At 64.9% G+C, this 23,695-nt stretch carries 27 protein-coding genes; 14 read left to right on the top strand and 13 right to left on the bottom strand.

Going from position 1 to position 23,695, the window contains the following annotated elements; genetic code table 11:
- Window positions 1–165: 165 nt before the first annotated feature.
- On the bottom strand, window positions 166–927 hold the full coding sequence (locus LB553_RS25140; RefSeq protein WP_224517161.1) for a GGDEF domain-containing protein: 762 nt from the start codon (window positions 925–927) through the stop codon (window positions 166–168).
- 150 nt (window positions 928–1,077) lie between these two features.
- Between LB553_RS25140 and LB553_RS25135 the strand changes: the two genes are divergently transcribed.
- Complete coding sequence (locus LB553_RS25135) at window positions 1,078–1,785, top strand: pyrimidine 5'-nucleotidase (protein ID WP_224517160.1); 708 nt, start codon at window positions 1,078–1,080, stop codon at window positions 1,783–1,785.
- A gap of 82 nt (window positions 1,786–1,867) precedes the next feature.
- On the opposite strand, the gene LB553_RS25130 is transcribed toward LB553_RS25135, so the two are convergent.
- Complete coding sequence (locus LB553_RS25130) at window positions 1,868–2,707, bottom strand: LOG family protein (RefSeq protein ID WP_140755418.1); 840 nt, start codon at window positions 2,705–2,707, stop codon at window positions 1,868–1,870.
- A 144-nt stretch (window positions 2,708–2,851) separates the two neighbouring features.
- Here LB553_RS25130 and dapD point away from each other — a divergent pair, with 144 nt between their 5' ends.
- Genes dapD through LB553_RS25115 form a run of 3 tightly spaced genes read left to right on the top strand, consistent with a single transcriptional unit; the run spans window position 2,852 to window position 4,811 of the window.
- Entirely contained in the window at window positions 2,852–3,706 is an 855-nt protein-coding gene (gene dapD, locus LB553_RS25125; RefSeq protein WP_224517157.1) for a 2,3,4,5-tetrahydropyridine-2,6-dicarboxylate N-succinyltransferase, read from the top strand.
- Between the two features lie 24 nt (window positions 3,707–3,730).
- Window positions 3,731–4,102, top strand: coding sequence for a DUF805 domain-containing protein (locus LB553_RS25120; protein ID WP_224517156.1), 372 nt, complete (start codon window positions 3,731–3,733; stop codon window positions 4,100–4,102).
- Window positions 4,103–4,109: 7 nt separating this feature from the next.
- The gene (locus tag LB553_RS25115) at window positions 4,110–4,811 is read left to right on the top strand and encodes a hypothetical protein (RefSeq protein WP_224517154.1); all 702 of its coding nucleotides are present in this window, start codon (window positions 4,110–4,112) and stop codon (window positions 4,809–4,811) included.
- Here the strand turns inward: LB553_RS25115 and LB553_RS25110 are convergent.
- On the bottom strand, window positions 4,786–5,820 hold the full coding sequence (locus LB553_RS25110; RefSeq protein WP_224517152.1) for a 2-dehydropantoate 2-reductase: 1,035 nt from the start codon (window positions 5,818–5,820) through the stop codon (window positions 4,786–4,788). The two genes, LB553_RS25115 and LB553_RS25110, sit on opposite strands and share 26 nt — an antisense overlap.
- A gap of 174 nt (window positions 5,821–5,994) precedes the next feature.
- Here LB553_RS25110 and dapE point away from each other — a divergent pair, with 174 nt between their 5' ends.
- On the top strand, window positions 5,995–7,194 hold the full coding sequence (dapE, locus tag LB553_RS25105; RefSeq protein WP_224517150.1) for a succinyl-diaminopimelate desuccinylase: 1,200 nt from the start codon (window positions 5,995–5,997) through the stop codon (window positions 7,192–7,194).
- A 2-nt stretch (window positions 7,195–7,196) separates the two neighbouring features.
- Window positions 7,197–7,802: a transporter gene (locus LB553_RS25100; RefSeq protein WP_224517231.1), complete on the top strand. Its 606-nt coding sequence runs from the start codon at window positions 7,197–7,199 to the stop codon at window positions 7,800–7,802.
- On the opposite strand, the gene truA is transcribed toward LB553_RS25100, so the two are convergent.
- From truA to def, 4 genes are all read right to left on the bottom strand, one after another.
- Window positions 7,799–8,587 carry a tRNA pseudouridine(38-40) synthase TruA gene (gene truA, locus LB553_RS25095; RefSeq protein ID WP_224517148.1) on the bottom strand — a complete coding sequence of 263 codons (789 nt, stop codon included), beginning with the start codon at window positions 8,585–8,587 and terminating at the stop codon, window positions 7,799–7,801. The two genes, LB553_RS25100 and truA, sit on opposite strands and share 4 nt — an antisense overlap.
- Window positions 8,588–8,702: 115 nt before the next feature.
- Complete coding sequence (locus tag LB553_RS25090) at window positions 8,703–9,209, bottom strand: GNAT family N-acetyltransferase (RefSeq protein WP_224517146.1); 507 nt, start codon at window positions 9,207–9,209, stop codon at window positions 8,703–8,705.
- Window positions 9,206–10,141: a methionyl-tRNA formyltransferase gene (gene fmt, locus LB553_RS25085; RefSeq protein ID WP_224517144.1), complete on the bottom strand. Its 936-nt coding sequence runs from the start codon at window positions 10,139–10,141 to the stop codon at window positions 9,206–9,208. The genes LB553_RS25090 and fmt overlap by 4 nt, the downstream gene beginning before the upstream one ends.
- A 6-nt stretch (window positions 10,142–10,147) precedes the next feature.
- Window positions 10,148–10,678: a peptide deformylase gene (def, locus tag LB553_RS25080; RefSeq protein ID WP_224517142.1), complete on the bottom strand. Its 531-nt coding sequence runs from the start codon at window positions 10,676–10,678 to the stop codon at window positions 10,148–10,150.
- Window positions 10,679–10,781: 103 nt separating this feature from the next.
- Between def and LB553_RS25075 the strand changes: the two genes are divergently transcribed.
- The 4 genes from LB553_RS25075 to LB553_RS25060 all read left to right on the top strand — a co-directional run bounded on the left by LB553_RS25075 (window position 10,782) and on the right by LB553_RS25060 (window position 13,828).
- The gene (locus LB553_RS25075; RefSeq protein WP_224517140.1) at window positions 10,782–12,035 is read left to right on the top strand and encodes a DNA recombination protein RmuC; all 1,254 of its coding nucleotides are present in this window, start codon (window positions 10,782–10,784) and stop codon (window positions 12,033–12,035) included.
- Between the two features lie 172 nt (window positions 12,036–12,207).
- Window positions 12,208–13,185 (top strand): threonine/serine dehydratase, encoded by a 978-nt coding sequence (locus tag LB553_RS25070; protein ID WP_224517138.1) that lies wholly within the window; start codon window positions 12,208–12,210, stop codon window positions 13,183–13,185.
- Window positions 13,186–13,267: 82 nt separating this feature from the next.
- Window positions 13,268–13,432, top strand: a complete 165-nt coding sequence (locus tag LB553_RS25065; RefSeq protein WP_224517136.1) for a hypothetical protein — start codon at window positions 13,268–13,270, stop codon at window positions 13,430–13,432.
- A gap of 72 nt (window positions 13,433–13,504) precedes the next feature.
- Entirely contained in the window at window positions 13,505–13,828 is a 324-nt protein-coding gene (locus LB553_RS25060; protein WP_224517133.1) for a hypothetical protein, read from the top strand.
- A 46-nt stretch (window positions 13,829–13,874) separates the two neighbouring features.
- Here LB553_RS25060 and LB553_RS25055 read toward each other — a convergent pair whose 3' ends face one another.
- The 4 genes from LB553_RS25055 to LB553_RS25040 are packed head-to-tail and all read right to left on the bottom strand — an operon-like array spanning window position 13,875 to window position 17,603.
- Entirely contained in the window at window positions 13,875–15,011 is a 1,137-nt protein-coding gene (locus LB553_RS25055) for an ABC transporter permease (protein WP_224517229.1), read from the bottom strand.
- Between the two features lie 8 nt (window positions 15,012–15,019).
- The gene (locus LB553_RS25050; RefSeq protein WP_224517131.1) at window positions 15,020–15,940 is read right to left on the bottom strand and encodes an ABC transporter ATP-binding protein; all 921 of its coding nucleotides are present in this window, start codon (window positions 15,938–15,940) and stop codon (window positions 15,020–15,022) included.
- Complete coding sequence (locus tag LB553_RS25045) at window positions 15,937–16,902, bottom strand: HlyD family secretion protein (RefSeq protein WP_224517129.1); 966 nt, start codon at window positions 16,900–16,902, stop codon at window positions 15,937–15,939. The genes LB553_RS25050 and LB553_RS25045 overlap by 4 nt, the downstream gene beginning before the upstream one ends.
- Complete coding sequence (locus LB553_RS25040) at window positions 16,899–17,603, bottom strand: DUF1956 domain-containing protein (protein ID WP_224517127.1); 705 nt, start codon at window positions 17,601–17,603, stop codon at window positions 16,899–16,901. Before LB553_RS25040 ends, LB553_RS25045 begins: the two co-directional genes overlap by 4 nt.
- Before the next feature lie 90 nt (window positions 17,604–17,693).
- Here LB553_RS25040 and LB553_RS25035 point away from each other — a divergent pair, with 90 nt between their 5' ends.
- Complete coding sequence (locus tag LB553_RS25035) at window positions 17,694–18,167, top strand: CYTH domain-containing protein (protein WP_224517124.1); 474 nt, start codon at window positions 17,694–17,696, stop codon at window positions 18,165–18,167.
- Window positions 18,164–19,096 (top strand): CHAD domain-containing protein, encoded by a 933-nt coding sequence (locus tag LB553_RS25030; RefSeq protein ID WP_224517122.1) that lies wholly within the window; start codon window positions 18,164–18,166, stop codon window positions 19,094–19,096. The genes LB553_RS25035 and LB553_RS25030 overlap by 4 nt, the downstream gene beginning before the upstream one ends.
- Window positions 19,097–19,103: 7 nt before the next feature.
- On the opposite strand, the gene LB553_RS25025 is transcribed toward LB553_RS25030, so the two are convergent.
- Window positions 19,104–19,889 (bottom strand): helix-turn-helix domain-containing protein, encoded by a 786-nt coding sequence (locus LB553_RS25025; protein WP_224517121.1) that lies wholly within the window; start codon window positions 19,887–19,889, stop codon window positions 19,104–19,106.
- 113 nt (window positions 19,890–20,002) lie between these two features.
- Here LB553_RS25025 and LB553_RS25020 point away from each other — a divergent pair, with 113 nt between their 5' ends.
- Both LB553_RS25020 and LB553_RS25015 read left to right on the top strand, forming a co-directional pair.
- A complete protein-coding gene (locus tag LB553_RS25020) occupies window positions 20,003–20,860 on the top strand; it encodes an SMP-30/gluconolactonase/LRE family protein (protein WP_224517119.1) in 858 nt (285 codons plus the stop codon).
- A gap of 172 nt (window positions 20,861–21,032) precedes the next feature.
- A complete protein-coding gene (locus tag LB553_RS25015; RefSeq protein ID WP_224517228.1) occupies window positions 21,033–21,959 on the top strand; it encodes a DMT family transporter in 927 nt (308 codons plus the stop codon).
- Window positions 21,960–21,968: 9 nt separating this feature from the next.
- Here LB553_RS25015 and LB553_RS25010 read toward each other — a convergent pair whose 3' ends face one another.
- Entirely contained in the window at window positions 21,969–23,690 is a 1,722-nt protein-coding gene (locus tag LB553_RS25010; RefSeq protein WP_224517117.1) for a SulP family inorganic anion transporter, read from the bottom strand.
- Between the last annotated feature and the right edge of the window lie 5 nt (window positions 23,691–23,695).

Genomic DNA, 23,695 nt, shown 5'->3' with positions numbered 1-23,695 from the left:
CTCTCGACAGGGGCCTCGATCCACGCATGCCGTTCCTGAACGGCACACATGCCGCTACCGAGGCCAGTTTCGTGCCAAAGCCAGATGAAAACCGCGTTACACCAGGAAGTTTAGCGCGGTTGAATATCGACATGGTTAGGGCTCTGCTAACGCCCGCGGCGAAGCTCAAGCCGCTTCCGGAAGCTCGCGATCGAGGATCGAAAGATTGCGGCCGCGGTTCTTGGCCTCGTAAAGCCTGCGATCGGCGGCGCGCATCAAATCGGAAACGGTCGCGCTCTCGCCGCAGCTTATGCCGCCGATCGAGACGGTGAGCGGCACGGTCCGCTCGTCGACGGGGCGGAAACGGATCAGCTCGACCTCGCGGCGGATGCGTTCGGCGATGTGCTTGGCTTCCGCTTCGCTGGCGCCGACCAGGAAGGCCGCGAACTCCTCGCCACCGATGCGGCCCAGCACGTCGCCGCCGCGGATGCCGCGCTCGATGGCGCCGGCGATCAGCAGCAGCGCTTGGTCGCCTGTCAGATGACCATAGCTGTCATTGATCCTCTTGAAGTGATCGGCGTCGATGATGAGGAGCGCGCCGCGATCGCTCTTGCGCCGCGATCCGTCGAGCGCGGCAAAGAAAGTTTCGCGGTTGAGCATGCCGGTCATGTCATCGCGGCTTGCCTTTTCCGACAGGCGCCGGTGCGCCGCCGCGAGCTGCGCGTGGGCCCGAGCAAGTTCGCGATGAGCATTCTGCAACCTATCGCTCTGCCAGAAGCTGCTGGCGCTGGCAGCCCAGGCGAGGACGAGCGGGCAAACCGTCGACGCTAGCCAGACCGTGCGGCTCATCGGAAAGCCCATTGCCGGCATCACAATCAGCGTCAACAACAGCGAGGCAGCGACCGAAGCGAATGCCACGGCAGCGGCCCTCAAAAATATGCGACTCATCACTTGCTCCCAACGGTCAGCTTGTGTGCCAGCAAGCGTTAAAGGCGACCTTTCCAGGACTTTTAAAATTTGAAGCGAGGCGCCATTTTCACATTTCGTGACGCGCATAAGTTGTGGATAAATCTAGCGTCGGCATGCCATAAGAAATCCATGACAACGACACCCGATCCTGCGCGCTTCGCCCATGTCACGGACTGGGTGTTCGACCTCGACAACACGCTCTATCCGCATCACTCGAACCTGTTCGCGCAGATCGACGTGAAGATGACCGCCTATGTCGGGGAGCTGCTGACGCTTTCGCGCGATGACGCGCGCAAGCTGCAGAAGGAACTCTATCTGGAATACGGCACGACGCTGAACGGGCTGATGAAGCGGCACGGCATCGATCCCGACGATTTTCTCGAGAAGGTGCACGACATCGACTATTCGCGGCTGGTGCCGGACCCGGTGCTGGGCGCGGCGATCCGCCAGCTTCCCGGGCGCAAATTCATCTTCACCAATGGCGACCGCAGGCATGCCGAGCGCACCGCGCGCCAACTCGGCATATTGGAGCATTTCGACGCCATCTTCGACATCGTGGCGGCGGGGCTGAACCCCAAGCCGGAGCGCCAGACCTATGAGCGCTTTGCCGAATTGCACTCGGTGACCGGGCACAATGCGGTGATGTTCGAGGACCTGGCGCGCAATCTGGCGGTGCCGAAAACGCTCGGGATGACGACCGTGCTGGTGGTGCCGCGCAATTTCGAGCCGACCTTCTCGGAGATCTGGGAACGCGACCCGGCAAACGAGGACGACGTCGATTTCGTCACCGACGATCTCGCCGGCTTCCTGACCGCGATCGTCGACGTGGCGGCCTGACCAACTCCGGGCGGCTCTCCGGCCGGCCTTGACGTTGCCATTGCCGTCGGACGCGTGGCCGTCCGAAGCCGTGGCAATTATCTTAAAGCTTGTAGAAGCGGCGGATGATCTCCCAGGCCTCGTCGGCCGTGTCGACGAAATCGATGATGTCCTGATCTCCGGGCGAGATCGTGCCCTGCTCGGCGAGGAAGTCGAGATCGATCGCCCTTTGCCAGAACGTCTTGCCGAACAGAATGACCGGCACGCGCTCCATGCGCCCCGTCTGGATCAGCGTCAGCGTCTCGAAGAACTCGTCCATCGTGCCGAAGCCGCCCGGGAAGACCGCGACCGCCTTGGCCCGCATGACGAAATGCATCTTGCGGATGGCGAAGTAGTGGAAATTGAAGCAGAGCTCCGGCGTGACATAGGCGTTGGGCGCCTGCTCGTGCGGGAGCACGATGTTCAAGCCGATCGACGGCGCGCCGACATCGTCGGCGCCGCGGTTGCCGGCCTCCATGACGCCCGGTCCGCCGCCCGTGACGACGACATACTCCCGATAATAGGAGGTGGCCGACTGCCGCGAGCACAGACGGGCGAATTTACGCGCCTCCTCGTAATATTTGCTGTTCGCCTCGAGGTTCTTCTTCTGCGTCTCGTTCTTGGCCGCCCAGGCCTCGCCGCCCGGTTCGGGCAGGCGAGCGCCGCCGAACAGGATGACGGTCGAGCGAATGCCGCGCTCGGCCAGAATCATCTCCGGCTTCAGGAGTTCGAGCTGCAGCCGCACGGCGCGCAATTCGCGCCGCGTCATGAAGTCGGGATCGTTCCAGGCCAGCCGGTAGGTTTCGGCACGTGTCTGCGGGGTATCCGGCACGCTTTTCGAGCGTTCCAGGTCCTCGTCCGAATGCGGCAGCGGCGTCCACCCTGCCTTTTCCATGGGAGTCATCGAATCCACCCGTCCAATTCCTTCACTTGCGCCGTCCCGTGACGCTGGCGCGATTGACCCCCATTGAGCCTTAACATAGGGTCCGCGCGACTTTTAAACAGGTTAAGGCTGAGCGCCTTAACAGCTTGGTAATGGAGCGAAATCATGTCGAAGCCAGATCTGGCGAGCCTCGAAAAGACCATCGAAAGGGCCTTCGAGGAGCGCGACACGATTTCGACCGCGACGCGCGGCGAGACGCGCGACGCCATCCAGGCGGCGCTCGACCTGCTCGATCGCGGCGTCGCCCGCGTCGCCGAACGGCGGGACGACGGCAAGTGGCACGTCAACCAGTGGCTGAAGAAGGCAGTGCTGCTCTCCTTCCGGCTGAACCCGATGGAGATCATCAAGGGCGGTCCCGGCCAGGCCGTGTGGTGGGACAAGGTGCCGTCCAAGTTCGACGGCTGGAGCGCCGTCGATTTCGAGAAGGCCGGCTTCCGCGCCGTGCCGTCCTCGATCGTGCGCCGCTCGGCCTATGTCGCGCCGGGCGCCGTGCTGATGCCGTCCTTCGTCAATGTCGGCGCCTACGTCGATACCGGCACCATGGTCGACACTTGGGCCTCGGTCGGCTCCTGCGCCCAGATCGGCAAGAACGTGCATCTCTCCGGCGGGGTCGGCATCGGCGGCGTGCTGGAGCCGATGCAGGCCGGCCCGACCATCATCGAGGACAATTGCTTCATCGGCGCGCGCTCGGAAGTGGTCGAGGGCTGCATCGTGCGCGAAGGCTCCGTGCTCGGCATGGGCGTATTCATCGGCCAGTCGACCAAGATCGTCGACCGCGCCACCGGCGAGGTCTTTTACGGCGAGGTGCCGCCGAACTCGGTCGTCGTCGCCGGATCGCTGCCGGGCAAGCCGCTGCCCAATGGCGACCCGGGCCCGAGCCTTTATTGCGCCGTCATCGTCAAGCGCGTCGACGCCAAGACCCGGTCCAAGACCTCGATCAACGAATTGCTGCGCGATTGATCCTCCCCAACGGAGCGGACGCTATTGTCTGACAGATCGCAATTCCTCTGGCTGTTCTTCAGCCTTTCGGGGCGGCTGAGCCCGGTCGCCTATGCGCTGGCCGGGATCCTGCTGGTGCTTATCCAGTTTTTCCCGTTCTATCAGTTCGCGCGGGTTGAACTGAACACCGCGGCCAGCCAGAACTGGGCCATGATCTGCTGGGGGGTGCTGCTGATCTCGGCCTGGGCCACCTTCGCGGTCACGGCGAAGCGCTTCCACGATTTCGGCAAGCCGACCTATTTTGCGCTGATCTCGCTTATCATCGGGCCCATCCTGCTCATCATCCTCTCCTGTTTCCGCAGCGATCCCGGACCGAATCGCTACGGCAGGCGCACCAACGCGCCAGGCGATAGCTGAGACCGCCATGCGCTACCGCACGCTCGATCCGGCGCGGATCATCGATACCGCCCAGAGGCTCGAGGAGCGTGTCGCCGAGCGTTTTCCGCAAAGGGGACTGCGCGCCGTCGCCGGCGAACTGGTGTCGCTGTCGCGGGACCTCGCCAAGGCCGCCAGGAACCTGGAGGCGCCGATCTGGTGGCTGCGCGGCGTCATCGTCGCGGCTTTCATCGCCGGCGTGGCGATGTTCCTGTTCGTCGGCACTATCCTGCCGCTCGACCGCATTTCGGGCGCCGACGATGCCGTGCAGTCGATGCAGGGCATCGAGGCGACGATCAACACCGTGATCCTGGCGGTGCTCGGCTTGCTGGCGCTGATCCGCACCGAGGAACGGATCAAGCGCAAGAAAGTGTTCCGGCAGTTGCACGGGCTGCGCTCGCTGATCCACGTCATCGACATGCATCAGCTGACCAAGGATCCAGCGACCTTGTCGGCCGACTTCAAGCCGACATCGCACTCGCCCGCCCGCATCACCAACGCCGCCGAGCTGGCGCGCTATCTCGACTATTGCTCGGAAATGCTGTCGATCACCGGCAAGATCGCGGCGCTGTTCGCGCAGTCGGTCAATGACGATGTCGTCGTCAATGCCGTCAACGACATCGAGAACCTGAGCTCCAATCTGTCGCGCAAGATCTGGCAGAAGATCACGCTGATCGAGGACCGCCGCTGACCGCTTCCGGCCTGAGGCCGGGCGGACCGCGCTTTTCCGCTTCCGCCTGACGCACCAGCGCCGTGACGCGTTCATTGACCGGCGTCGGGATACCCGTTTGTTTCGCCAGGCGAATGACCGCGCCTTGCAATTCGTCGATCTCTGTCGGACGGCCGCGTTTCAGGTCGTCCCACATTGACGAGCGCGCCTGAGGGTCGATCGCCAGCATGCGGCGGGCCAGAAGCCCGAACAGCCAGTCGGGGAGCCGCAGCATTTTCGGCAGCAGCATCGGCGGGAGGCCGGTGATGCGCGCCGGCGTGATGCCCGCGGCCCTCATCACGGCGAGCGCCTCGTCGATCTCGGCGGCGAGGACGGCGCGCCAGTTGCGGTCGGCCAGTTGCCTTGCCAGCGGCAGATCGGAGAGCGCCACCAATGCATTGTTTAGGTTCATCAGCAATTTGCCCCACTGCACCGCCTTCATGTCGGCGCGCGCTTCGACGGCAAGCCCATCGACGTCGAGCAGATCGACGAGACGGTCGACGCCGGTATCGATCATCACCTCGCCCTGGCTGGCGCGGTGCGCACGCAACGGCAGCTCGCCATCGGGCGACAGGACGACGTTGAACATTACCATGCCGGTCAGCACCCGCCGTCCAGGGAGCGCGGCGCGCAGCCGGTCGGCATTGTTGACGCCGTTCTGCAGGCTGACCACCACGGCATACGGGCGCCCATGGGCTGCAATCAACCTGGCCATCTCCCCGGTCGCGCCGCTCTTCACCGTCACCAGGATGACATCCGCATCCGTCAGTGCGATCGCCGGATCGTCGCTCGCCGAAATCGCTTGTGCCTCGACGCGGCGGTCTCGGCCGTCGAGATCGCTGACGCGCAGCCCGCTTTCGCGCATGGCCTCGACGACGCGGCCGCGGCCGAGGAAGACGACCTTGCGTCCGGCGAGCGCCAGGCAGCCGCCGACATAGCAGCCGATGCTGCCGGCGCCGGCTATCGCGATCATCCTCGTTTCACTGGCCATGCACTCGTCCTCGCTTGGACCGCAATTTCCCATTATGCATGCCGTTCTCCCAGAACCGCTGCACACGTCCGGGCGAGATGCATTTACACGCTAGGAAAACCAGATTGTCGGCGGCATGACCGGCGATCATCTGCCATCGTGACACGACAAACGCTTTCGACTATCGCTTTGCCCATGACATTGCCGACCGATCCCGCCGCGAATCTTGCCGCCCTGATCCGCTGCCCGTCCGTGACGCCCACCGAGGGCGGCGCGCTTGCAGCGCTGCAAGACATGCTGAAACCGCTCGGCTTCTCGGTCGAACGTCCAATCTTCTCGGAAGACGGCACGCCGGACATCGAAAACCTCTATGCGCGGCGCTCGGGCAACGGGCCGCATCTGATGTTTGCCGGCCATACCGACGTGGTGCCGGTGGGCGACGAGGCGGCCTGGACGCATCCGCCCTTCGCCGCCGAAATCGCCAATGGCGAGATGTATGGCCGGGGCGCCGTCGATATGAAGGGCGGCATCGCCTGCTTCGTCGCCGCCGTGGCGCGCCATGTCGCAAAGAATGGCGGCCCGAAAGGCTCGGTGTCGCTGCTCGTCACCGGCGACGAGGAAGGACCGGCCATCAACGGCACCACCAAGCTGCTCGACTGGGCGGCGGCCAAAGGCGAGAAGTGGGACGCTTCGATCGTCGGCGAGCCGACCAATCCGGATGCGCTCGGCGACATGATCAAGATCGGCCGGCGCGGCTCGCTCTCCGGCAGCGTCATTGTCAACGGACGCCAGGGCCATGCCGCCTATCCGCAGCTTGCCGACAATCCGGTGCGCGGCCTGATGAGCCTGGTCGACGCGCTGCTCCATCCCGTGTTCGACAAGGGAACGAAGGATTTCCAGCCGACCAATCTCGAAGTGACGTCGATCGACGTCGGCAATCCTGCGACCAACGTCATCCCGGCCAAGGCGATCGCGACGTTCAACATCCGCTTCAACGACAGCTGGGACGCAGAGACGATCCAGGCCGAGATCCACAACCGGCTCGACCAGGCCGCCGGACGCCGGAAATATCGGCCGGGCAAGAAGACGCCGGTCGATTACGAGCTCGTCTGGCGCGACCGGCCGAGCCATGTCTTCCTGACCCGCGACGACAGGCTGATCGATGCGCTGAGCAGCTCGGTCAAGGCCGTGGTCGGCAAGACGCCGGCGCTCTCTACCTCCGGCGGCACGTCGGATGCGCGCTTCATCAAGGATTATTGCCCGGTGGTCGAGTTCGGCCTGGTCGGCAAGACCATGCATATGGTGGACGAGCGCGTCGCCCTTGCCGATCTGGAGACGCTGACGCAAATCTACGAACGCTTTATCGAAGACTGGTTCGGACAAGGCCTTTCGTGACCATGCTTTCGGCGGACGAAACCTATGCTTCGCTGGCCGGCGCCTGGCGGCTGATGTTCGGCAAGGCCGACGGGTTGCGCCTGGTCGACCTTTCGGCGGACGGTTTCTGGAATTCTTTCTTCGCCATCGTCGTGGCCGCCCCGGCGCTGATCGTCGGCTGGGTGGGGATCGCCAACGAGATCGGCGATCCGGACGCCTTCGCCGGACGCCTCGGCATGCTGATCCGGCTGGCGACCGTCGATCTCGGCTCCTGGGTGCTGCCGTTGGTGGCGCTGGCGCTCGTCGCGCCACGCGCCGGCATAGGCAGCCGCTTCGTCCACTATGTCGTCGCGTCCAACTGGGCGTCGGCGATCATCGCCTGGCTGATGCTGCCCGCGGCGCTGTTCAGGCTCTTCCTCCCCTCCAGCAGCGAGATCACCAGCCTGTTGTCGCTGGTTCTGTTTGCCTTGTCGATGGTGCTGACCTGGCGCATGACCAATGCATCGATCGGCAAAGGCCCCGCCGTGGGCACGGCCGTGTTCGTCGGCATGTTCATTGCCTCGCTGCTCGTCCTGTTCGGCCTGCAGGCGCTGCTCGGCATCGACATACCGGACGGCACGACGGGTTAGATGTCTGTGTCCCCAGCGATGGCGGATTTGCCGGGCGCCTCTGGATAGTCCACCCCGACAAGAAACAGTCCGTCCGGCGGCGCTACCTGGCCGCAGGCGGCGCGGTCGCGCGCTTCGAGCGCCGCTTTGAGATCGGCGGCGCTCCAGGAGCCGTCGCCGACGCGCTTCAGCGAGCCGACCATCGAGCGAACCTGGTTGTGCAGGAAGGAGCGCGCCGAGCTGCGCACCTCGACGAAGTCCCCATTGCGGCCGACGTCGAGGCGGTCAAGCGTGCGGACCGGGCTTTCGGCCTGGCACTGGGTGGAGCGGAAGGTGGTAAAGTCATGCTTTCCGAGCAGCACCTTGGCCGCCTCATGCATGGCCTCGGCATCGAGCCGCTTCGGCACCCACCAGACCTTGCCCTTTTCCAGCGCCGCCGGTGCCCGGCGGTTAAGGATGCGATAAAGATAGTGGCGGCCGGTGGCGGAAAAGCGCGCGTCGAAACCGTCGGCGACGACCGCCGCCTTGAGGACGGCTACACGCGCGCCGGCCGCGTGCAAATGGGCGTTGACCGCATCGCGCACCTTGTCGCCCGACCACGCTTTGGCCAGATCGACATGAGCCACCTGGGCGGTGGCGTGCACGCCGGCATCGGTGCGGCCGGCGGCCCGTATTCTTACCTCTTCACCGCAGAACTTCTGGATCGCCTGCTCGATCGCCTGCTGCACCGAGGGCTGGTCGGCCTGATGCTGCCAGCCGGCAAATCGGCTGCCGTCATATTCGATATCGAGCCGAAAACGCGGCATGTCAGATAATTGTCTGCGATCGAAACGAGACACTGTCTTCTCGACTGAGCATGATCTTATCCGAAAACCGGTTCCCACTTTTCGCGGACGCGGACCTTCGGTTCGGGATCATGCTCTAAGCAGCGAGCGCGGTGAAGGCCGAAGCGTAGACCAGCCTGCCGGTCTCGGGCGCGTCGCCCCAAGCCAGGGCCTGCAGCGCCTCGCCCTGATACTCGCTTTCGAACTTTCCGGCGCGATCATGGGTATAGCCAAACCGACCGTAATAGGTCGGATCACCCAAGACGACGGCAAGCGTCTCGCCGGCTTCCTTGAGCCGCACATGCGCCTCGCGGATCAGCGCGCCGCCGATGCCGGTGCCGTGGAAGGAGGGTTCGACCGCCAGCGGCGCCAGCGCGACGGCCGCGAAGCGCTTGCCTCCATTGTCTACGTAAAGCCTGGAAAACAGGATGTGGCCGACGACCTGGCCGTCTTCCTCTGCAACCAGCTCGACGACGGCGTCGCCGCCGGTGACCAGTGCGTCGACCAGGCCGGCTTCCGCCTGCTGGCCAAAGGCATGCTCTTCGACGAGGCGGATCGCCTCGCGATCCCGCGGCGTCGCCGCGCGTATCGACATCATGCTCATGTGAGTTTCATTCCTTTTGCGATCTTGGCTCCACGCAAAAACTCTTGCGCGGCGGCAGGCCTTCCGCCCGCCCGTTGAACTTCGACCAGCCTGACCGCGCCCGATCCGCAGGCGACCGTCAGCCGGTCATCGAGAATTCCTCCCGACTCGCCGGCGCCATCCGAGAGCGTCGAGCGAAGCAGTTTCAGCCGCTCCATGCGGCCGCCAATTTCGACCTCGCACCACGCGCCCGGGAAGGGCGAGAGGCCGCGAATGTGATTGTGGACTTCGCCAGAAGGCCGCGTCCAGTCTACGCGTGTCTCCGATTTATCGATCTTTTGGGCGTAGGTCACCCCTTCCGCCGCCTGCGGGGTAAATGTCAGACAATTTATCCCCAACTGCGCGAGCGCCTCGACCATCAGCGATGCGCCCTGCACCATCAGGCGATCATGCAATTCGCCGGCCGTCATATCGGGTCCGATGGCGCATTTTTCAACCATAGCCACCGGTCCGGTGTCCAGACCCTCTTCCATCTTCATGACCATCATGCCGGTCTCGGTATCGCCGGCCATGATGGCGCGCTGGATGGGAGCTGCACCACGCCAGCGTGGCAAAAGCGAGGCATGGCCGTTGAGGCAGCCCAACCTCGGCGCGTCCAAAACGGCCTTCGGCAGGAGCAGGCCGTAAGCCACGACGACAGCGACATCGGCCTTCAAGGCGGCGAAGGCCTGCTGCTCGGCCTCGCTTTTCAGCGATGTCGGCGTGCGCATCTCGAGCTCTAACCGCTCCGCGTCGCGCTGCACCGGCGAGGGCGTCAGCTCCAGCCCGCGCCGTCCGGCGGCGCGCGGCGGCTGGGTGTAGACGGCCGCGATCTCGTGGCCGGCCTCGGCGATGGCGCGCAGGGTCGGCACGGAAAAATCCGGCGTGCCCATGAAGATGACGCGAAGGGGCATGCCCCTCTAGCCCACCATCTTACCCGGCGCCTTGTCCTTGGCGAGCTTCTTGAACTTCCGCACCACCATGTCGCGCTTGAGCTTCGATATATGGTCGATGAACAGCACGCCGTTGAGATGGTCGATCTCGTGCTGCAGGCAGGTGGCCATCAGGCCTTCCGCCTGCATCTCCTGCAATTTGCCGTCGCGATCGAGATATTTCACCCGCACCGAAGCCGGGCGCTCGACCTCGGCATAATAATCGGGAATCGACAGGCAGCCTTCCTCATAGACCGAGCGCTGGTCGGCGCTTTCGAGAACTTCCGGGTTGATGAAGACATGCGGCTCCGGCGGCTCGCCCTCCTTGGCGAGGTCGATGACCAACAGCCGCCTGGGCACGCCGACCTGGATCGCCGCAAGGCCGATGCCGGGCGCGTCATACATGGTTTCCAGCATGTCGTCGGCGAGCTTGCGCAAATCGGCATCGACGCGCTCCACCGGCTTGGAAACCTGGCGCAGGACGGGATCGGGAAGGATGATGAGCGGCTTGATCGACATGGCGTCTCACCTAAGACCTCGCTTGACAAGCGTCAACCGGGGCACCGTTGGCCTGTTCACGTTTTGATCTGTGCCACGCGGCCGAATCGGTTATGCTGTCCAAATGAACGACATGACCTCGATCCTTTCCGAGCCCATCGCGCGGCTTGGCGCCACGACCATCACGCTTGGCCAGGCGCTGGCTTTCGGCGCAATCCTTCTGCTTGCGCTGTTCGTGGCGCTTGTCATCGCCTTGTGGCGCGCGGCCGGGGCGCGCGCGGCGGCCGCTGCGGAAGCAGCCGACCATGCCCGCGATGCCGAGGCGAGGATGGCCGACATCATGCAGGCGCAGGCCGAGATGCAGGGGCGCATGGGCGCGATCGCCGAGGTGTTCGGGGCGCGGCAGGCCGAGCTCACCCAGTCTCTGGGACAGCGGCTTGACGCCATGACCGGCCGCCTCGGCCAGACCATGGCCGAGCAGACCAAGTCGACGCATGAAAGCCTGGCCAAGCTGCAGGAGCGGCTGGCGGTGATCGATACCGCGCAGGGCAATATCCAGTCCTTGGCCGGCCAGGTCGTGCAACTGCAGGCGATCTTGTCCAACAAGCAGACGCGCGGCGCCTTCGGCCAGTCGCGCATGGAAGCGATCGTCGCCGACGGTCTACCGCACGGCGCCTATGAATTCCAGGCCAGCCTCTCCAACGGCAGCCGGCCCGACTGCCTGGTGCGGATGCCGAACGGCGCGCCGATGCTCGCCATCGACGCAAAATTCCCACTGGAAGCGTGGAACGCCATCCGCGCCGCCGAGGGGGAGAACATGCAGAAGGCGGCGGCGCAGGCTTTCCGGCGCGACATCGAGGTGCATATCCGCGATATCGCCGAAAAATACCTGATCCAGGGCGAGACCCAAGACACCGCCTTCATGTTCGTTCCGTCGGAATCGGTGTTCGCCGAGATCCACGAGAATTTCGAGGCGGTGGTGCAGAAGGCGCATCGCGCCCGCGTCGTCATCGTCTCGCCCTCGCTGCTGATGCTGTCGATCCAGGTCATCCAGGCGATCCTGAAGGACGCCCGCATGCGCGAGCAGGCGCATCTGATCCAGGGCGAGGTCATCCGGCTGATGGAGGATGTGGCGCGGGTCGACGAGCGGGTGCGCCGGCTGCAGACGCATTTCGGCCAGGCGGCGCGGGACATAGACGACATCCTGGTCTCGACGTCGAAGGTGACCAAGCGCGGTCAGAAGATCGAGGCGCTGGAATTTGCCGAGGGCGAGGCCGAGGCGCCGCGCGGCGGTCCCGCCAAGGCGGAAACCGGCGCGCGGGTGGCCGATTCAAAGACGGGTCAGCTCAGGCTGCGGGTCGTCGAAGGCGACGAGTAGCCGGTCAGGCACCAGGAAAAGGGCAAAGCCTTCGCTTTCGCCATCCATAGGCGAAGATGAAGGCGGACGGCGCCACCATCGCCAACCTTGTAACCATGACATTTTTTCGTTGGCGCGCCGCGGCCTTTTGCGTGCACCATGGGCGATCCCGTTCTTCGCAAGGCCCTCGCCCATGACCACCCTGCCCGGCATCTCCGACATCCGCGCCGCCGCCGAGCGGCTTTCCGGCCTGATCGTCGAAACGCCGCTGATCGAATCGCCGGAGCTCAACAAGCGCTATCGCGGCCGCATCCTGTTCAAGCCCGAGACGCTGCAGCGCACCGGCTCCTTCAAGATCCGCGGCGCCTACAACAAGCTGTCATCGCTCAGCGAGGAAGAGCGCGGCCGTGGCGTCGTGGCCTTCTCTTCCGGCAACCATGCGCAAGGCGTGGCAGCTTCGGCCGCCATGTTCGGCGTCAAGGCGGTCATCGCCATGCCGGCCGACGCGCCGGCGCTGAAAGTCGGCAATGTCCGCAAGATGGGCGCCGAAGTGGTGCCGTTCGACCGTTTCAAGGACGACCGCATGGCTGTCGTGCGCCCCTATATCGAGAAGGGCATGGTGCTGGTGCCGCCCTTCGACGATCCGGCGATCATTGCCGGCCAGGGTACGATCGGCCTGGAGCTGATGAAGCAGGCGAAAGCGCTCGGCGTGGCGCTCGACGCCATCGTCGTCCCTTGCGGCGGCGGCGGCCTGTCGAGCGGCATTTCCGTCGCGGTCAAGGACGCTTCGCCGCGCACGCAAGTCTGGGCGGTCGAGCCCGAGCATTTCGACGACACGCGCCGCTCGCTGGCCAAGGGCGAGCGGGTCTCGAACGAGCCCGGCCACAGCTCGATATGCGATGCGCTGCTCACCGCCGAGCCGGGCGCCATCACCTTCGAGATCAACCGCCGGAATCTCGCCGGCGCCATCGCCGTCTCCGACAAGGCCGCCGCCCAGGCGATGCGCGACGCCATGGCTTATCTCAAGCTCGTGGTCGAGCCCGGCGGCTGTGTCGCGTTTGCCGCGCTCGCGTCCGGCGAGATCGACCTTGCCGGCAAATGCGTGGCCGTCATCCTGTCCGGCGCCAATGTCGATTTCCGCACCTATTCGGAGATCATGGCGGCGGCATAGAGGCCCTTCGTAGCGGGACACTTGCCTTTAGCGTCGATCACGTTACGTTTTCCATCAATTGGTTCACTGCCGGGAGAAGCTGTTGCTAGGTTACCTGCCATTTGTCTTGGGCGGGGCACTCGGGCTGCTGGCTGCGTTTCTGCTTGCTGGAGCGTTTGGCATCGGTGGAACCGCCCAGTTGTTGCTCTTTGGCCTGTTGCCTGCCGTCGGCGGCGCCATTTGCGAGCGCATGACCAGCCGCAACTGATCGCGATGGGTGGAAAGCAGATGTTAATGCGTCCAGAATAGCAGAGATAGCACAATCAGGGACTAGGAGCGTATGCAACTCGTCATGGAAGGACAACCACTGCTCGTCCATCTTGCGGTGGGGGCCGGTGTTGCTGTCTTTCTCGTCAGCTTCGTGGGAATGCTTTACGGTATCTATCTCACCCTGACAAAGACGGAAGCGCTCGCAACAAAGCCCGATGAAAGGGGACTTCCATATTGGGAGCGAGCTGCACGCAAGAATAGCCGAGCTAGTGGCATCTTCGTCCGAAGCGAATTCAAACATCTGCGCTATCTTCTATTCGCTGCAGTAATTGGCGGCCTCGGCTCCTTCGGCACTCTTCTCCTCATTGTCTATGTCTTTGGGGAACGCGCTTAGGTCCGATTTCGGCTTAATTCGGGCGCTCCCAACCATTAGTTTGACCCTAATCCAGCGTGCGCCTGAACCGCACCAGCGCCACGCCGGCGAACAATGCCACGAACACCACCAGCCAGCCGACTTCCGTCGCCACAGCCGGAAGCTCCGCCCCTTTCAGCATGACCGCGCGGGTGATGCGCAAAAAATGCGTCAGCGGGAAGATCTCGCCGAAAGTCTGCGCCCAGCCCGGCATGCCGCGATAGGGGAACATGAAGCCTGACAGCATGATCGAGGGCAGGAAGAAGAAGAAGGTGAGCTGCAACGCCTGCATCTGCGTGCGCGCGATCGTCGAGATCGTGTAGCCGAGCAGCACCAGCGACAACACGAACACCAGCACGGTCGAGAGCAGCAGCGACAGCGAGCCCATGAAGGGAATGGCAAACAGCAGCTTCGCCGCGGCCAGCACCACCACCACCTGCACCGCGCCCACCACCAGATAGGGCAGCACCTTGCCCAACATGATCTCCAGCGGGCTCGACGGCATGGCCAGGAGGTTTTCCATCGTGCCGCGTTCGGTCTCGCGCGTCAGCGCGATCGACGTCATCATCACCATCGTCATCTGCAGGATGACGCCGAGCAGGCCGGGCACGATATTGTATTGCGAGATGCCTTCGGGGTTGTAGCGCCGGTGCACGACGACATCGAGCTGGCCGCGCGCCGCCTCCTTGGCCGTTTCCTGCGTGCCCTGCGCCCTGAGCAGCGCCTGGCTGGCGACGGTGCTGAGCGTCGAGATGGCGCCGCTGGCCACCGCCGGGTCGGTGGCGTCGGCCTCGATCAGTATCTGCGGATTGTCGCCGCGCTCGACGCGGCGCGCGAAATCGGCGGGGATGGTGACGACGAAGGAGACGTCGCCACGCGCCATCAGGAATTCGGCTTCCTCGGCACTTTGCGCGACATGGTCGAAGCGGTAGTAGCCCGTTGTCTGCAGCGCCGAGACCATCGCCCGCGTGTACGGATCGCTGCTGGTCGCCACGAGCGCGGCCGGCAGGCTCTTCGGGTCGTTGTTGATCGCATAGCCGAACAGCACCAGCTGGATCAGCGGCACGCCCAGCATCATGGCGAAGGTGATGCGATCGCGCCGCATCTGGATGAATTCCTTGGTCAGCAGCGCGCCCAGCCTGGCGAAGGAGAAGACCGCGTTCATGCCATCGTTCATGCCATATTGTCCTTCGATCCGGACATGAACTGGATGAACACGTCCTCGAGGCTGGTCTCGCCGGGTTTCACCGTGACGCCCTTATGCTCCTTCTCGACATCGGCGAGCGCCTTTTCGAGCGCTGCCTTGTCGGAGCCGACGACGTGCAGCGTCGCGCCGAACGGCGCCACCTGATCGACGCCGGGCCGGCCCTGCAGCGCTTGGGCCACCTGGTCGAGCCGCGGCCCCTGCAGGACGAAAGTGGTCAGCCCGGCATTTTTCACCACCTCGTCCACCGTGCCGGTGGCGAGCATCTTGCCGTAGGAAATGTAGCTGATGCGATGGCAGCGCTCGGCCTCGTCCATGTAATGGGTGGAGACGAGCACGGTGAGCCCACCGCCGGCGAGGCGATGGATCTCGTCCCAGAACTCGCGCCGCGCCTTGGGATCGACGCCGGCCGTCGGCTCGTCGAGCAGAAGCAGCTTCGGCTCGTGCATGATGCAGGCGGCCAGCGCCAGCCGCTGCTTCCAGCCACCGGAAAGCGTGCCGGCCAGTTGGTTGCGGCGGCTCGTCAGGCCGAGATCCTGAAGCGTGCGCGAGACATACTCCTCGACCGGCTTCAGCCGGTACAGCCGCGCCACGAATTCGAGGTTCTCGCCGATCGTCAGATCCTCGTAGAATGAGAATTTCTGCGTCATGTAGCCGACTTCGCGCTTGATCCTGAGCGCGTCGGTGCGGATGTCGAAGCCCAGCACCGTGCCGTCGCCCTCGTCCGGCGTCAAAAGTCCGCACATGATGCGGATGGTCGTCGTCTTGCCCGAGCCGTTCGGCCCGAGGAAGCCGACGATCTCACCTTCGGCGACCGTCATCGTCACATGGTCGACGACGGTCTTGTCGCCGAAGCGCTTGACCAGGCCGCGAACGTCGATGACGTTCATTGCCCGAGATCCGCCCCGATGTCGGCCAAGTCGACATCGACGATCTGGCCGGGCTGCAAGGGTCCCACATTGCCCTCCGGCCGGGCCTCGACGAGATAGACCAGCTTCTGCCGGTTCTCGAGCGAGTAGATCACCGGCGGCGTGAATTCGGGATCAGGCGAGACGTAGCTGACGCGCGCCTTCAGCCCTGCCCCGCAGCCGTCGCAATGGACATCGAGCTCGGTGCCGACCTTGACCGACGAAAAGGCGCTTTCGGGCACATAGACGCTGAGCTTCACGGCGCCGTCCGGCAGCATCGAGATCACCGGCGCGGTCGGCCCGGCCGTGTCGCCGGGATTGCGGATGACGTCGTTGACACGGCCGGGCGAGGGCGCGGTCAGCACCCGCTTCGACAGCCGCCACTCGGCCTGCCGCAAGGTCGACTGCGCCTGCTTGACCTGGTTGTCGGCGGCCTTGATGGTCTCGGGCCGCGCCGGCAGATTGCCGACGGCGAGATTGGCCTCCGCCTGGCCGACCTGGGCATTGGCGGTCTCGAGCGAGGCCGAGGCGGTGTTGTAGTCGGCCTGGGTGCCGGTGCCGCGCTTGTAGAGGTCGCTCGCGCGGTCGTATTTGCGCTTGGCGTCGGCGGCCTGGGCCTTGGCCATGTCGACCTCGGCCTTGAGCACGGCGATTTCTTCGGGGCGCTTGCCGACCTGCAGGTCGGCAAGCTGGGCCTGGGCCTGCGCAAGCGCAGCTTTCGCCTGCGCCACCTCGATCTTGGCGTCGGCATCTTCCAGCGTCGCCACAGCCGCGCCGATCTCGACGCGGTCGCCGCGCCTGACAGTCACCGTCGCCACCTGCGCCACTTCGATCGGCGCCATCAGCACATATTCGCCTTCGACGTAGCCGACCGCGAGCGGGGCTGCCGGCGCGCAGGCGCCGAACAGCTGGGCGGCGAGCGGCAGCGAACAGAGAAAGCTCATGATTTGCCCTTCTTGCCGGCGCCTGCATCGCGCGCCGCCAGCATTGCCCTGAGGTTGTCGGCCGTGACCGCCACCACCTTGGCGGCCTCTTCATTGCCGATTCCGCGCCAGCCCATCCGGCGCATCACCGCCTCGCGGCCGATGCGGAAATAGATGGCCTGGCCGATCAACGTGAAAACGGTGAGCTTGGTCGCTTCGCTCTCGGCCGGTTCGCCGGTCGCCTGCCCCCAGATCTGGCACAGCCGCCGGTGCGTCGGCTCGAACACGCCGGCATAGATGCGGTCGAGCGCGGCAGTCGGATGCGTGAGTTCGCGAAGTACGAATTGTACGATCTCGCCGGCCTGCGGACTGGCCACGACGAAGCCCACCATCCGCTCCAGTGCCGCGAAAAGCTGTGCTCTCGCAGCGTCCGGGCTTGCCGGGGCGGCCGCCTGGGTTGCGCCCAGCGCCTGGCCGGCGATGCCCTGGATGGTTTCGACGATGAAGTCGGCGGCGGCGGCGCGCAGGCCTTCCTTGCCGCCGAAATGGTAGGCGATCGAGCCGATATTGGCCTTGGCCTCAGCCGCGACCTCGCGCGTCGAGGTGCCATCGAAACCCTGCCGTCCGAACAGCTTGAGCGCCGCACGCACCAGCGCCGCGCGCGTTTGGTCGGCGGTGGTGGCTTCGCGCTGATGCCTCTTTGCGTGCGGCTGCTTGCTCATTAGTCGTATTTAATCAATCGATTGATTAAAGTCAAATTGGCAGCTGAGTCGGCTTGCCTTCTCGACTCTCACAGGCTTTAGTGCGCGGCCATGGGCAAGGAAGTCGAGCGTAAGTTCCTGGTCTCCAGTCCCGCCTGGCGCGATGAGGTCGAGGCGGAGATCCGCATTCGCCAGTTCTATGTGGCGGCACAGCCCGGCCGAACGGTGCGTGTGCGCATCAGCGATGGGCGCTCCGCCAAGCTGACGCTGAAGTTCGGCGACAGGGCGCGCGAGCGCGACGAATTCGAATATTCCATCCCGCTTGCCGAGGCCGAGGAATTGATGGCCTTTGCCGTCGGACGTGTCATCGAGAAGACACGCCACCATGTTAGACATTGCGGCTATCTCTATGAAGTCGATGTTTTCGGCGGAAAGCTCGCGGGGTTGGTGATCGCGGAGCTGGAGACGCCGGAGGACGTATCTGACGAAATGCTGCCCGACTGGCTCGGTCGCGAGGTCACCGGCGAGTCGAGGTTCTACAACGCGTCGCTGGCCCTCGGGGGGATTCCGGAGATCGCCGCATGAGCTTCCGCATCGATCCGCGCTTGCCTCTGACCGGCGAGGTCAGGCGCATATTGGCCGACGAGATCGGCAAGGCACTTGGCCATCTTGAAATGGCGCGCGAGAAGCCGGAGCAGGGGCTGCACAAATCCCGCAAGCGGCTGAAGAACGTGCGCGCCTTGCTGCGCCTGGTTCGTTCCGGGGACGAACCGTTCTGCCAGACCGAAAACGAATGCTATAAGCAGGTGTCGGCGCTGCTTGCCGGTCCACGCGAGTCGACCGCTCTCATCGAAACCATCGACCGTCTGGCCGATGCCTTCCCGGAACAATCCGCAGGCGGCGGTCTCGACCCCGTGCGCGAACGGCTGGTGCTGCGCCAGCACGAGCTCCATGCCGGTCCCGGCCTCGACGCCGCCATCAAGGCGGCCATAGCTGCCTGCCGGGAAGGCCTCGAACGCATCGACAGGCTGGCCTTGCCCGATCAGCCCGAGCAGGCCGCCGACATCCTGGCCGAGGGCGCCCGCGCCACCTTGCGGCGCGCCAGGAAGGCGCTGGACAAGGCCGGCTCGCGCGGCGAGGCCGACGATTTCCACGATCTGCGCAAGGCGGCCAAGACGCACAGCATGCATCTGTCGCTGCTCGGCCGCCTATGGCCGACGCCGATCAAGCGCCGCCGTAAAGCGGTCGACAAGCTCGGCGAAGAGCTCGGCGATTTGCACGACGTCTTCGTCATGCGCGCGCTGCTCGATGCCGAAGGCGAGCCGCTTGGTCCTTCCGACGAGACCAGGCTTGTGCGCAAGCTGTTGAAGCGCTCCGAAAAGAGCCTGATCAAAGCCTGCCTTGCCGATGCCGCCGAGCTGTTCGGCGACAGCCCCAAGCGCTCGGCCAAGAGACTTGCCCGCAAGGCGCGCGACGACCTCGCCGGACCCCAGCAAGAAGCGAAGGCGGCGTGACGCCCCGCTACGCCGGCAAAGCCCGTTTCTCCTTCGCCGCCCTGGCGCCCGCATCCCTCGGATGCGGCCCGATCGGCATGATCGCCGGAAACGGCGTCGCGCCGAAGGCGAAGGTCCATTTGTAGCCGGTGAGCTGGTCCTCGGGCGTGGTGTGCTGGTCGTGATGGGCAAGCAGCCTGGCGCGTTCGGCGAGCTCGTCGGCCTCGCGGCGCAGCATTTCCGCCGTTTCGGGCCGCATCCGCCTGGAAAAGCTGATGAAGGTCGCGGCCCGCTCCATATGGCGGATCGCCCAGCCGATGAAGTTCTTGTTGGTCATCTCGAAATGCGGCTTCAGCGGCCCCTCGAAATCCCACTGGATCGGCGCGTCGACCAGTAGCCTTGCCGACAGCCCGCGCCCCAGCGCCACCAGCCCGAGCTCCTCGAGGTCGCGCAGGTAGAGGAACATCGAGGCTTCGCTCAGGCCTTGCGAGCGCATGATGCCTTCGGGCGTGAAGTTCTCCGACAGCATGACGAAGACGAAGAGCAGGGCCGGCCGCGCCGCCAGCCGGCGCTCGATCTCCGGCGCGACGCGGTTGGCCGGACCCGGCCCGCGGTTCATCGCGCCGAGCACGTTCTCCAACTCGACACCGGCCGCGGCGCAGATCTCCATCAGCCGGTCGAGCTTGCAGTTCTTCTCATGGAAAATACGCTTCACCGTCGGCTCGGAAACGCCCATGCGCTCGGCGAGCGTCCGGTAGGTCAGGCCCTTGGCCTTCAGCGTCCGTTTCAGCGCCTCGAAGATCGGACCGTTCATGGACTGCGCCTCATTCGTGCAAATTCGTATTGAATTACGATACTAGTCCTGTTCCGGCTTCCCGGAAAGTATCGGAAAGCCTAGCTCTCGGCCGTCATCACAGGAGAGCATCCATGAAATATCTCATTGCTTCGGCCGCCTTCGCCGCCATCTCCGTCATATCCGCCGCGCAGGCCGGCGAGCTCTGGCGCGCCGCCGGCTTCGAGCAGCCGGAATCGGCCCTTGTCGATGCCGCCCACAACCGCATCGTCGTTTCCAACATCGTCGGCAATCCCGGCGCGGCGGACGGCAATGGCTATTTGTCGCTGCTGTCGATCGACGGTAAGGTCCTCGCGCGTCACTGGGTGGAGGGCTTGGACGCGCCCAAGGGGATGGCGATCGCCGGCGGCAGGCTCTACGCCGCCGATATCACCAAGGTGCGCGTCGTCGATCTCGCCAGCGGCAGACTGGTCGAGACCATCGATGTGCCCGGCGCCGTGTTCCTCAACGACATGACGCAGGACCGCGCCGGCAAGGTTTATGTCACCGACATGCTGGCCGATACGATCTACCGCATCGACGGCGACAGGCCGGAACTGTTCGTCAAGGATGCGCTGCTCGCTTCGCCGAACGGCGTGTTCGCCAATGGCGGCAGGTTGATCGTCGCGTCCTGGGGCAAGGGCATCAACACGACCGATTTCAGCACCTCCGAGCCCGGCGGCCTGCTGTCCGTCGACCTTGCTACGAAGAAGGTCACGCCGCTGCCGAGCGCCCAAAAATTCGCCGACCTCGACGGCGTCATCGCCATTGGCGACACCATCTATGCCACCGCTTACATGACCGGGACGCTCTACAGCTACAAGCCCGGCGGCGTGCCGACAGTGGTTGCGACCTTCAAGCCGGGCAGCGCCGATATCGGTACGGACGGCAAGGCGACCATCTATGTGCCGTTGATGGGCGAGGGCGAGGTCGCGGCGCTGTCCCTGGATTGAGCATGTCGCGGCGGAGAAGCATTGCAACGCCGGCGGGACAGCGTCTCGCATCTCGGCACTCAACGGCGAGGCGAGTTTTTCACCTCGCCAATCGCGATTGGACCGCAATGTCGGTGGCGGCTGCCATCTGGTTTCGCCGGCCGCTCCGGACTATTCGGCGGCAATCCGTCATGTGAGCGAAGCCGTGAAGACATCCAGCCTGAACGGCGCCGTTTCCCCGACGATCCCGGTGCTCGTCTGCGCGCTGGCGATCTTCCTGCTGTCAGGCATGGATGCGGCGATGAAGTCGCTGGTCATCGCGGTCGGCGTCTACAATACGGTGCTATGGCGCAGCATGGTCGCGACCGTGGTCGCGGGCGCGGCCTGGTCGACGGGGCCACGCTCGAAGCCGAGCTTCCCGGTGCTCGGTCTGCATGCGCTACGCGCCGTCATTGTCGGTATCGTCCTAGTCTCGTTCTTCTGGGGTCTGGCCAGGCTGCCGCTCGCCGAGGCTATAGGCCTGAGCTTCGTCGCGCCGTTGTTTGCGCTTTTCCTCGCCGCATTGCTGCTGGGCGAGCGCATAAGGCGGCAGGCGGTGTGGGCGTCGCTGGCCGGTATCGCGGGCGTCTTGATCATACTGGCCGGCCAGTTCGGGCAGGCAGGCCATTCGCAGGATGCGCTTTTGGGCACGGTCGCCGTGCTCGTATCGACGGTCTTCTACGGCTACAATCTGATCCTCGCCCGGCGACAGGCGCTTCTGGCCAAGCCGGTCGAGATCATGCTGTTCCAGAATATCTTCGTCGGGATCATCCTTGGTTGCGCGGCGCCCTGGCTTGCCGTCGCGCTGCCGAGAGAACTTTGGCTTCCCTTGGCAGGCGTGGCGCTGCTGTCGCTCGCCGGCCAATTTCTGATGAGTTGGTCCTACGCCCGTGCCGAAGCGCAATATCTCATCCCGACAGAGTACTCGGCCTTCATCTGGGCGATCGCGCTTGGCTGGTTCTTCTTCGGTGAGAAGGTGGCCTGGACCACGCTTGCGGGCGCATGTCTCATCGTCGCCGGCTGCCTGATCGCCGCACGCGCCAGCCCCAAGCTTGCCGAGCCGATCGAAGCGGCCGTTTGATCAGGGCGCCTACGCCGTCTCCGCTTTTCCGTCCAGCTGCGCCCGCGCGTCCCGGATCGACGCCGCATAGGTCACCAGCGGCCGCTTGACGCCATGGCTTATCAGGGTGCGCCTGACTTGCGACGAGGCGCCCGCGATGATGAAGCGTCCTCCGGCGCGCCTTGCGTTGTTCGCGGTGCTTCCGATGACGTTTGCCGCGGTCGAATCGAGGAAGGGCACCGCCGAGCAATCGAGGATGAAGTTCCTGCGCTGGTCGGCGATACGGTCCAGCACGGTCGCGATCGTTGCCGCAGCGCCGAAGAAGAACGCCCCCGATATGCGGTAGATGACGGTATCCGGATCGGTGGCGGCGGCGAGGTCATAGGCAACGCGCGCGCCATTTGCGGCGTCGGCGCGGTCCTCCGTCACCGGCGGGACATGTGCCTCCACCTCGACCGAACGCGCCATCCGCCCGATGAACAGCAGAGCGCCCAGCGCAAAGCCGACCACGATGCCGGTAGTGAGGTCGCGGAAGATGACAAGTCCGAAGGTGACCAGAAGCACCAGGGCGTCGCCCCAGGACGATCGGATCAGCGCCAGCAAGGCGGGCTTCTCCACCATGTTCCAGGCCACCGTGGCCAGCACCCCGGCAAGCGCCGCCAGCGGGATGTAGCTGGCAAGCGGCGCAGCCACCAGCATGAACAGCAGCAGGAAGGCGGAATGGAATATTCCCGACAACGGTCCATACGCGCCGGCGCGGATGTTGGTCGCCGTGCGCGCGATCAGTCCGGTCACGCAGATCCCGCCGAACAGCGCCGAGCCGATATTGGCGATGCCCTGTACCACCAGTTCGCAGTTGGAGCGGTGCCGTCGGCCGGTCATACCGTCCGCGACCACGGCGGAAAGCAGCGATTCGATTGCTCCGAGCAGCGCGAAGGAAATGGCGTCGGGCACCACGGAGACGAGCTTCTGCACATCGAGCGCCGGAAGAGTCGGATCCGGCAACATCCGCGGAATGCCGCCGAATTGCGTTCCGATCGTCTCCACGGGAAGGCCGAGAAGCGTCGTCGCCAGCGAGGCCGCCGCCACCGCGATCAGGAGGCCCGGCCACGAAGGGCGCCTGAGCTTCATGGCCACGATGATCCCTATCGTCAGCGCGGCGAGCCCAATGGCCGCCGGATTTGCCGTCCGGGCCGCCTTGCCGAGCGCGATAAGCCGCGGAAGCAGGTCGCCTGGCTCCTTGCCCGGCAGCGTCAGGCCGAACAGGTCGTGCAACTGGCTGGACAGGATGATGACGGCGATGCCCGCGGTGAAACCCACCGTCACCGGATACGGAATGAACTTCACATAGGCGCCGAGCCTGAGATACCCGGCCGCGAGCAGGAAGACGCCGGCCATGAGCATTGCCAGGATCAGCCCGTCGACACCGTGCCGGTCGACCGTCGAGGCCACGACCACGATGAAGGCGCCGGCGGGCCCGCCGATCTGGAAACGGCTGCCGCCGAGCGCGCCGACGATGAAACCGCCGATGATCGCCGTAAACAGTCCGCGCTCGGGCTCCACATGCGAGGCGATCGCGATCGCCATCGACAGCGGCAACGCCACGATGGCGACTGTCAGGCCGGCGATCACATCCGCCCTCAGCTGCTTGAGGTGGTAGCCCTCGCGCAGCACCGTCACCAGCTTTGGTGTGAACAGCTCGGCGAAGGTCGGCCGTGCTTGGTGGTGAATTGCCCGCCGCGCCTGATCCATGAACT

The sequence above is a fragment of the Mesorhizobium sp. CA8 genome, assembly GCF_020164955.1.
GTDB lineage: Bacteria > Pseudomonadota > Alphaproteobacteria > Rhizobiales > Rhizobiaceae > Mesorhizobium.
This window is presented reverse-complemented; position numbering and strand designations above follow the sequence as displayed.

Excerpts from the sequence above, each read along its gene's own strand:
- LB553_RS25020 (WP_224517119.1), top strand. The coding sequence starts at position 20,003 with ATGAAATATCTCATTGCTTCGGCCGCCTTCGCCGCCATCTCCGTCATA.
- LB553_RS25040 (WP_224517127.1), bottom strand. The coding sequence starts at position 17,603 with ATGAGCAAGCAGCCGCACGCAAAGAGGCATCAGCGCGAAGCCACCACC.
- LB553_RS25060 (WP_224517133.1), top strand. The coding sequence starts at position 13,505 with ATGCAACTCGTCATGGAAGGACAACCACTGCTCGTCCATCTTGCGGTG.
- LB553_RS25035 (WP_224517124.1), top strand. The coding sequence starts at position 17,694 with ATGGGCAAGGAAGTCGAGCGTAAGTTCCTGGTCTCCAGTCCCGCCTGG.
- LB553_RS25090 (WP_224517146.1), bottom strand. The coding sequence starts at position 9,209 with ATGAGCATGATGTCGATACGCGCGGCGACGCCGCGGGATCGCGAGGCG.
- LB553_RS25100 (WP_224517231.1), top strand. The coding sequence starts at position 7,197 with ATGCTTTCGGCGGACGAAACCTATGCTTCGCTGGCCGGCGCCTGGCGG.
- LB553_RS25075 (WP_224517140.1), top strand. The coding sequence starts at position 10,782 with ATGAACGACATGACCTCGATCCTTTCCGAGCCCATCGCGCGGCTTGGC.
- LB553_RS25115 (WP_224517154.1), top strand. The coding sequence starts at position 4,110 with ATGCGCTACCGCACGCTCGATCCGGCGCGGATCATCGATACCGCCCAG.
- LB553_RS25070 (WP_224517138.1), top strand. The coding sequence starts at position 12,208 with ATGACCACCCTGCCCGGCATCTCCGACATCCGCGCCGCCGCCGAGCGG.
- def (WP_224517142.1), bottom strand. The coding sequence starts at position 10,678 with ATGTCGATCAAGCCGCTCATCATCCTTCCCGATCCCGTCCTGCGCCAG.
- LB553_RS25130 (WP_140755418.1), bottom strand. The coding sequence starts at position 2,707 with ATGACTCCCATGGAAAAGGCAGGGTGGACGCCGCTGCCGCATTCGGAC.
- LB553_RS25010 (WP_224517117.1), bottom strand. The coding sequence starts at position 23,690 with ATGGATCAGGCGCGGCGGGCAATTCACCACCAAGCACGGCCGACCTTC.
- LB553_RS25110 (WP_224517152.1), bottom strand. The coding sequence starts at position 5,820 with ATGGCCAGTGAAACGAGGATGATCGCGATAGCCGGCGCCGGCAGCATC.
- LB553_RS25050 (WP_224517131.1), bottom strand. The coding sequence starts at position 15,940 with ATGAACGTCATCGACGTTCGCGGCCTGGTCAAGCGCTTCGGCGACAAG.
- LB553_RS25055 (WP_224517229.1), bottom strand. The coding sequence starts at position 15,011 with ATGAACGCGGTCTTCTCCTTCGCCAGGCTGGGCGCGCTGCTGACCAAG.
- LB553_RS25135 (WP_224517160.1), top strand. The coding sequence starts at position 1,078 with ATGACAACGACACCCGATCCTGCGCGCTTCGCCCATGTCACGGACTGG.
- dapD (WP_224517157.1), top strand. The coding sequence starts at position 2,852 with ATGTCGAAGCCAGATCTGGCGAGCCTCGAAAAGACCATCGAAAGGGCC.
- LB553_RS25140 (WP_224517161.1), bottom strand. The coding sequence starts at position 927 with ATGAGTCGCATATTTTTGAGGGCCGCTGCCGTGGCATTCGCTTCGGTC.
- fmt (WP_224517144.1), bottom strand. The coding sequence starts at position 10,141 with ATGCCCCTTCGCGTCATCTTCATGGGCACGCCGGATTTTTCCGTGCCG.
- truA (WP_224517148.1), bottom strand. The coding sequence starts at position 8,587 with ATGCCGCGTTTTCGGCTCGATATCGAATATGACGGCAGCCGATTTGCC.
- LB553_RS25025 (WP_224517121.1), bottom strand. The coding sequence starts at position 19,889 with ATGAACGGTCCGATCTTCGAGGCGCTGAAACGGACGCTGAAGGCCAAG.
- dapE (WP_224517150.1), top strand. The coding sequence starts at position 5,995 with ATGACATTGCCGACCGATCCCGCCGCGAATCTTGCCGCCCTGATCCGC.
- LB553_RS25030 (WP_224517122.1), top strand. The coding sequence starts at position 18,164 with ATGAGCTTCCGCATCGATCCGCGCTTGCCTCTGACCGGCGAGGTCAGG.
- LB553_RS25045 (WP_224517129.1), bottom strand. The coding sequence starts at position 16,902 with ATGAGCTTTCTCTGTTCGCTGCCGCTCGCCGCCCAGCTGTTCGGCGCC.